The organism is Streptomyces sp. NPDC005151 (assembly GCF_053599875.1).
On the sequence record NZ_JBSFYR010000107.1, the window covers coordinates 1 to 7,336 of the forward strand.

Consider the following 7,336-nt stretch of genomic DNA (forward strand, 5'->3'; position numbering starts at 1 on the left):
TCGAGGGCAACCGACTGAAAGCCATACCCGGTGTCTCTGGGCCTCTGGACCTTACGACGGCCCATCCAACCCACCAACAACGTAGGACCGACTGACTATCGATGATCCCCGCACTGGGCTCGGCGTTGCGGCCCGTGCGTTCCCTCGCCCTGCGGCGCAGACGTTCGTGCAGTTCACGCGCGTAGTCGCAGGTCCGCCAGCGGCGGAAGAAGTCGTAGACCGCCCGCCAGTACGGGAAGTCGACCGGCAGGGCCATCCACTTCACGCCGTTGTCGACGAGGTAGCGCACCGCGTCGAGCATCTCGCGGTGGCAGTACGCCTCCGGGCGCCCGCCCTGCTTGAGGAGCCAGGCCGGCACCGGCATCGCGGAGCGGACCTCGGCCCACTCCGCATCCGTCATATCACTCGGATAGCAGCCTGCCCGCCTCCCCGGAGCGATCGAACCGAACCGGTGCACGTAGCAGTCACACCCAGGGGTGACCGTGGTGGACGCAGGCACAGTGATACTGCTCAACTGATCAGGCAACGGGCTTCCTTGGTCGTGCTGGGTGTCGTAACCGCGTCACTACCAAGGGGCCCGTTCTTTCATGCCCGCGGCCGCACCCGTACCTCCGTCCAGATGGTCACCCTCGCAGCACACCTCGAACGAAATCCGGTTTGCCACAACGCACTAAGATGCTCAGACGCCAGACGTTCGGCCGCGCCGGTTTCACGCTCCGACGCAAGCGCGTCCTGTCGGCTCTCGGACCGATGTCAGCCGTGCGCTGTACGGTCCGCACATGGGCGTATATCTGGTCAGTGTTGCTGCGGAAGAATGGTTCGATGACGAGGAAGACGGGTGGGGTGGAGTCGCCTCGGCGCTCAACGCCGAGTTGAGACTGCGGGGGCTGCCGCCGTATGAGTCCGTACCGGTGGAGGCGGACTTTGTTCCCGGTTCGGGGCAGGCCTTCGAGGAGAAGCTGATCCCCTCCATGGCTGGGTTCGGTGCTCTGTGCCAGGCGCACCTGTCAAGGGAGGAAGTGGAGACCGTCTGCGGCTGGACGGTGCTCGTGCCCCTGTCCCTCGACGAGGAGATCTGGTTGCCCATCAACTCCGATTCGACCATGGTCGCCGGCGCTCCTCAGGCGCTGGCAATCGCGGAGAAACTGGCAGCAGCCGTCGACCTGCCAGCCGAGACCCCAGCGATGTGCGACACCTCGACCTGACCGCGTGGTTCATGGACGGAGCAGCGAAGGAACTGGCCGCCGTTCGACCGGGACCGTGGGGCGATGACCTGGACACAGCCTTTTACGTCGCACTGTTCCTGCGCGCTGCCCAGCACTCGATCCGGCGTGGCTGCCCCATCGTCTACACCTGATATTTGTCCTCGGACCCGCTGGTCTCCTGACGAATATCACTCACAGCAACGTGATTACGGAAGTTGAGTCAGGACGATGAAGGGGTACCGGGGCCGCTACACGCTTCCCACGAAGCTCCGGTGCGGGCTGATCGAGGCGACGTCAGCGATTCCTGCCGCTTCGCCAGCACCCGGCACGAGCAAAAGAGCACTCTGCGGCCGGCTGAACAGGTCCTGGGGACTCTGCGGGCTCGGGCTGCGACCGCCTGTGACGCGCCGGCATCGGGTTCCATCACCGCATGGCACGCCTATTGTCCGGATATGTGCGACGTTCGGTGTGGCTGGTGCGACACACTCTTACCGGAACCGGCAGGTCGTCGCCGTCGGTCCTGCCATGCGGCACACCGGCAGGCGGCCTGGCGGGTCCGGCGCCGTCGGAGGGAGGGCGCAGAGGCTCGGCAGGCGATGCTGCTGGTAGGCGCTGAGCTGCTGGAACGGGTACAGGCCGTCGTGCAGCAGGTGAGTGGCCTTGCCTCGGCGGAGTATGCTTTTGTGCCGCTGTGGCGGAGGTGCCTGGGCCGGCCGGACGAATGGTGCGCGGGGCGGTGCAGGCCGACGGGCGAGCCGGGGTCGGCTGGTCACCAGATCGGCGCCGGCCGCCACATCAGTGCTGAAGCTGCCGGGAATCGCTACGGGCGCGTGCAGGGAGCCCGGTCCCATGTCGCCGAAGGTGGGTGAGGACGTGCGGGATGCGGCGCGTGGTGTGGGTCGGTAGCCGTGAAGAGATGGCACGGCGCTACCCGAGGGCCGCGCTCGTGGTGCCCTACCACTTTGCGGCAGCCGCAGCCCCGATCACCACAGGCGACACCGATCGGGGCGGGCTGGTGCTGCTCTGGCCCGGTTCGCATCCGCCGCAGCTGGCCCAGCACGAGCGTGATGCGATCGGCGTCTTCTATCAGTGTCCGTATCACTCCTGCCCCCGCGGCCCATGCCGAGGACACTCCGGAGGCGCAGCGCCCCGCGTCGCCGGCCACGTCAAGCCGGGCAGGGGAGGCCTACCACCTGCTTCACCTGGCCGCCACGCTCACCGAAGCCGTCGGCGTGCAGGACGTGGTCGACCGGGTCCCCCGCCAGATCATGCCCACCTTCGGTATCCAGGCCCCGGCGATCGAGGTGAGGATGGCGCGTTCTTCTGTGGCGAAGGGGCGGAATCGGTCGTAGGGGGGACGGCGGAGGCCCTCGCCGACGATCTCGTCCACTACGCCATGCAGTCCGCACCCCGCAGCGACGACATCGCCTTGCTCGATATCAACGTGGAACACACCGGCGGATAACATGAAACGGCCCCCATCAAGCGTCGTCGCGGCTGCCGGACCCCACGCGGATCTTCGCAGCTGGCCGACTCCTCACCACTCTCTCCGACCAAGGTCATAGGCAGAACCTCAAACCGGCAAAGCTGACTTGATCGTGGGGCCCCGAATCGACCGGGGCGACATCGCAAGGGGAACCGCTGGGGCAGGCGGGCGAAGAGGTGGTCGACGCGCCGCCCGACCACCCCTTCACGGCCTGCCCTCCGTCACCGTCGATGAACTCGTTGATCACCGCTTCGTTCGCCGCACGAAGGACAACGGAGACGCCGCCTGGGCCGACCAGTTCTTTGCCGCCCATCAAGTTCACCGCGGTGTCGTCGCCATTACTGCGACTCCGACCGACGCGTTGGTTGCCCGATTCCTGGCGGATCTACGCCGCCGTGGTCTGTAGGCGGTCACCGCTGCCGCTTCACCTACCGGTAGGGGAGGCAAGCGAAGCCCCAAAAAGGTACAAATGTCATATGAGTGAGAAATCGAAAAATCTGCATGACGTGGATGAGTGGGCCGACCGCATCCGGGACGCCTCGTCCGGGTCCGATGCGCATGCTGTCCGCAAGGTCGTCAGCGACATTTACCGCGCCGCCCAGGACGAACTCGACGAGAAGCGGGCGCAGGCTGAGTACGAACGCGAGGAGTAGCCGTCCGAGCCCATTCCGTGTCCGGAGTTGAGCCGAGGGGCCGTGCGGTGTCCGGATCGGCTGGACCGGCGATTGTCCGTTGTCGACCGCCAGGCTGGTGCTGGTCGTGAAGGTGCTGGTCATGGCGGAGACGGCTGCCTGCGCGATGGCCAGGAAGGAGCCCTTCTTCTCGTCCGGCCCGTCCCACGCGTTGTGTCGATGGTGCCGGGCGAGATGGCGTTCAGCCGCAGCGGTGCGAGCTCCACTGCCAGTGACCGGGTGACCGCGTCCACCGAGCTGTTGGTTGCCGCCGCTGTGGGGAAACTGGGATTCGGCTGCAGGGCGGTCACCTCCGAGAACACGACAAACGACCCTGTCTTCGGCATCGTCGGCGCGAAGTGCTTGGCCAGCATGATCGGACCAACAACCTTCGCGTGGAAGGGCAGCAAGATCATCGCCGGGCTCATCCCGGATCTGTGAATGAATCCGGAGTGGAGGGCCTCACTCTTCGGATGCTGTCACGATCGGCGGAGGGAGGGCCCTGTCGCTTCCCAGTCCTCGGTCGACTCAGTGAACCGGTTCCGCGGCCTGCGTATCCGCTGGGAGATCAGCGCCAACATCCAATCAAGCCTTCCTCACCCCAGGCTGCGCGATCATCTGCTGGCAACGCATGCGCCCCACATTGCGTGATGAGCTCAAGACGCCTGCTTGCCCGCCTGCCATTCCGGCGCAAGTACCGACCAGACCTCCTCGTCGTGCCGCTTCCCCCGGTAAAGGTAGCTCTCCCGCAGCACGCCGTCTTTAGTCATCCCGAGCCGCCTGGCCACAGCGATACTGGCCTCATTCGCTGTCGAGACCCACCAGTCCACGCGGTGGAAGCCCCGTTCCTCGATCGCCCAATCGATGATCACACGCGCGGCCCGGGTCACCAGGCCCTTGCCCACCGCCGACGGCTCCAGCCAGCAGCCTGCCTCGGCAGTGCCCTGCTTGACGTCCATATTCCGGAAGAGGACCGCGCCGACCAGCTTACCGTCCGTCCAGATGCCGTAGAGCCGGCCGGCGTCGGCCGCGGACTTATCTGCGTACGCCTGGAGGAACGCCCGGCTCGACTCCAGGTCAGTGACGACGTCGGGGAGCGCGTTGTGCTGCCCGATGAACTCCCGTCCTCGGTCGATGTGGGCCAGGAACTCCTCGGCCCGCCACGGCTCGAGCGGGCGCACCTCGGCGCCGTCGTCGCCCAGGGATATCGCGTACATCGTCACCTTTTTCACGGTCGGTACCAGCGCACACTGCGAAGGGATCTTCTCACGGGCGTCTGCGGTGGTGCGGCCTCGGCGGTCCGATGTTCCAGGCCGGTCCGGGTGGCGAAACCTGCGCTCCCGCTTCGGGAGCAGCGGCTCGATCCGCTCCCACGGCTGGTCCAGCACGGTTCCCCGGCGACGTGCCCTCGGCCCATCAACGGACAACTCGCCTCCCAGTGGTAGTCGGCAAGGCCGTAGCCGTTTCATTGCGTGAGCGCTGCTTATGCGTTGGTGGCCAGAGGTCCTGAACTTCGTTGACTGCTGCGTGGGAGAGGACGGCCCGAGCGGCGCATGGCGGGAATGGAGAGGCGGCGACGGCTTCCCTGGAAGCCTTCACCACCTCTTCGGGAGCTGTTGGCGGACTTCCCTACGGCGGATATGGCCGCGTGGCTGGAAATCGAGGGGGGCGCAGGGGCGTACGCCGCCGTTGTGCCGGTTGGTGTGGGTGATGGTTGTTCAGGGTGGTGGGGGTGTGGTTTGGGGGTGTGGTGGGTTGGGGTGGGGTGCTGCCGGGTGGGTGAGGGGGTGGGGGTATGTCGCTCGGAAGGGTTAATCGTGTGCCAGGGGGGCTTGTTATTCTTATTGTTTGACGGTTCGTCAGGTAGGTGGGGGGTGGGGTGTGTACACCCGGTCGGCCCTGTGGTGTCACGCCGTGGACCTGTCCGATATGACAGGTAATGGGGTTGTAAGTACGTTCGTTTCAGGTCGGCTGCCCGGCCGGCGTCTCTGAGACAGGAAGAAGTGACATGACCACGCGTACCGTCGCTGTGACCGCTGCCGTAGTAGGCGCAGCGGTTCTGGCTACTACTGGCATTACGTATGCCTCGGCTGCCGGGTCGGCTCCGGCTGCTCCGTCCGTTCAGCAGGCTGCTCCGGCTGTTGCTCCGCTTAGTGGTGACGGCGGGAACGGGAACGGGAACGGGAACGGGAACGGGAACGGGAACGGGAACGGGAACGGGAACGGGAACGGGAACGGGAACGGGAACGGAAGCGGGAAGGGGAACGGGAACGGGTTCGGCAACGGGAACGGGTTCGGGAACGGGAACGGGAACGGCGGTGGCGGCAAGGGGAACGAGGGAGGCGGCTACGGCGGTGGCGAGCGTGGCGGTAACGAGCGTGGCGGTAACGAGCGCCGTGGTCACCGGGAGGAGGGCCGGATCTTCATCAACGAGCGGTCGTACTCCGCTCGTGGGGAGGAGGGCTGCATCACGGTGGTGAGCGGTCTGGGTGCCAAGAGCTTCAACGTTCGTAACGACAGCCGGCGGACTGTTGAGTTCTTCCGTGGGGCGACCTGTGACAACGGTTCCCCGGTCGCGACGGTCGGTCCCTGGAGCACCAGTAATGGTGTCTTCACCCGTGACCACATCCGCGGCGGCGTGTTCGTCCGCAACGGCGTCGTGGGCAGCTTCCGGGTGGTCCGGGACCACTTCGACAGGGACGACAGGGGCGACAGGGGCGACAGGTACTGAAAGAGCCGCCTGCGTCATAGGGAAACCCCGGCCCGTCGGAATCGGGCCGGGGTTTCCGGCATGCGGGGGGCACCTGTGGGCGGGTGCCTGTCCGGGCGGTGGTATGTGTGCGCGGCGGGTGCCCGGTGCCCTGTACATCGGCTTCGCCATATTAGGTGTTTGCTGCTGTCGCGTGTGCCGTGGTTGGCGGGCTCGGACGGCTGAGGCCGTGTGGTCCGGGCCTCCGGGGGGATTGCTGGTGGGGTGTCCGGCTGCCTGGGTGGCTTGTTCGGGGGCGGCCGGGTCCGGCCGCGAGAACGCACGGCCTTCAGGACCCTGCATCGTCCGCCGCGACTGCGCGGTTGCTTCATCCGGTCGCGGCCGGCGGTGGCCGGACGGTTGTCGCCCCCGCCGCCACCGGCCCTCTCCTGCCCCGCCCGGCTGCCGTCCCTGCGCTGCTGTGGCCTGTCCGGCTGCCGTCCCTCTCGTGTGGCCTGCCTGCCTGCCTGGCTGCCTGTCCTGTTCCGCGGTGGTGTGTTTTGCCGTGCGGTGGTCTGCCGTGTGGGGCGTGCTTGCCGTGGCCTCGGGTCCTGTGCGGTCTGCTCGGCCGGACGGCCGGTGGTGCCGGCATTGTGCGTTGTTTTCTTCTGGTGCTCTGATCGCAAGCCCGGCGTCAGCAATCGCGTCGGGACGATGGCGGGCACCGTTCATACCCGTTGCGCCCGTGGCCTGTTGTGGGCGCCCGGTTTCCTGGTTCGTTGCGAGCACGGGTTTCCTGGACGGTCGCGGGTGCCGGTCTTCCAGCGCTGTTGCGGGCGCGGGTCTCCTGGCCCGTTGCGAGCGCCGACTCCCTTTCTGTTGCGGGCGCGGGTCTCCTGGCCTGTCGCGGGCGCCGATCACCCAGCCGGTCGCGTGCGTTGGGCTCCTGGCCTGTCATGGGCGTGGGTCTTCTGGCCTGTTGCGGGCGTGGGTTTCCTGGTCTGTTGCGGGCGTGGGTCTTCCGGCCTGTCGCGGGCGTTGGCACCCTGGCTTGTTGTGGGTGTGGGTTTTCTGGGTTGTTGCAGGGGGGAGCAGGCCCGCCTGGACGCGGTGTCCCGTTCTGCCGAGGTGACTTGCGGTGGCGTGCCTGCTCGATCTGCCGACTACCCCTTGCGTGCCGCACCCGAAACCCGGCACGGGACCGGGCGAAGGCCTGGCGGGGCTGTGCGGCTGGGTCCGGGGGTGGCTGGGTGGGGGCGGTGGCGGGCTGCGGTGCGGGTGCGGC

General features: G+C 67.1%; 8 protein-coding genes. 4 read left to right on the forward strand and 4 right to left on the reverse strand.

All coding sequences use genetic code 11. The annotated features are described in order from the left end of the window. A partial coding sequence (locus tag ACWD6R_RS34680) for a transposase (protein WP_451822370.1) occupies positions 1–400 on the reverse strand: 400 nt, incomplete at its 3' end. Positions 401–779: 379 nt separating this feature from the next. Here ACWD6R_RS34680 and ACWD6R_RS34685 point away from each other — a divergent pair. Then, the gene (locus tag ACWD6R_RS34685) at positions 780–1,205 is read left to right on the forward strand and encodes a hypothetical protein (protein ID WP_451822371.1); all 426 of its coding nucleotides are present in this window, start codon (positions 780–782) and stop codon (positions 1,203–1,205) included. 11 nt (positions 1,206–1,216) lie between these two features. Continuing rightward, positions 1,217–1,357, forward strand: a complete 141-nt coding sequence (locus ACWD6R_RS34690; RefSeq protein ID WP_451822372.1) for a hypothetical protein — start codon at positions 1,217–1,219, stop codon at positions 1,355–1,357. Between the two features lie 1,046 nt (positions 1,358–2,403). Here the strand turns inward: ACWD6R_RS34690 and ACWD6R_RS34695 are convergent. Then, positions 2,404–2,658 carry a hypothetical protein gene (locus tag ACWD6R_RS34695; protein WP_451822373.1) on the reverse strand — a complete coding sequence of 85 codons (255 nt, stop codon included), beginning with the start codon at positions 2,656–2,658 and terminating at the stop codon, positions 2,404–2,406. A 509-nt stretch (positions 2,659–3,167) separates the two neighbouring features. Here ACWD6R_RS34695 and ACWD6R_RS34700 point away from each other — a divergent pair. Then, positions 3,168–3,344: a hypothetical protein gene (locus tag ACWD6R_RS34700; protein ID WP_451822374.1), complete on the forward strand. Its 177-nt coding sequence runs from the start codon at positions 3,168–3,170 to the stop codon at positions 3,342–3,344. A gap of 119 nt (positions 3,345–3,463) precedes the next feature. On the opposite strand, the gene ACWD6R_RS34705 is transcribed toward ACWD6R_RS34700, so the two are convergent. Both ACWD6R_RS34705 and ACWD6R_RS34710 read right to left on the reverse strand, forming a co-directional pair. Continuing rightward, entirely contained in the window at positions 3,464–3,790 is a 327-nt protein-coding gene (locus ACWD6R_RS34705; protein ID WP_451822375.1) for an SDR family oxidoreductase, read from the reverse strand. Between the two features lie 228 nt (positions 3,791–4,018). After that, the gene (locus ACWD6R_RS34710; RefSeq protein ID WP_451822387.1) at positions 4,019–4,579 is read right to left on the reverse strand and encodes a GNAT family N-acetyltransferase; all 561 of its coding nucleotides are present in this window, start codon (positions 4,577–4,579) and stop codon (positions 4,019–4,021) included. Positions 4,580–5,370: 791 nt separating this feature from the next. On the opposite strand from ACWD6R_RS34710, the gene ACWD6R_RS34715 reads away from it, so the two are divergent. Beyond that, positions 5,371–6,093: a hypothetical protein gene (locus ACWD6R_RS34715; RefSeq protein ID WP_451822376.1), complete on the forward strand. Its 723-nt coding sequence runs from the start codon at positions 5,371–5,373 to the stop codon at positions 6,091–6,093. Positions 6,094–7,336 lie beyond the last annotated feature (1,243 nt).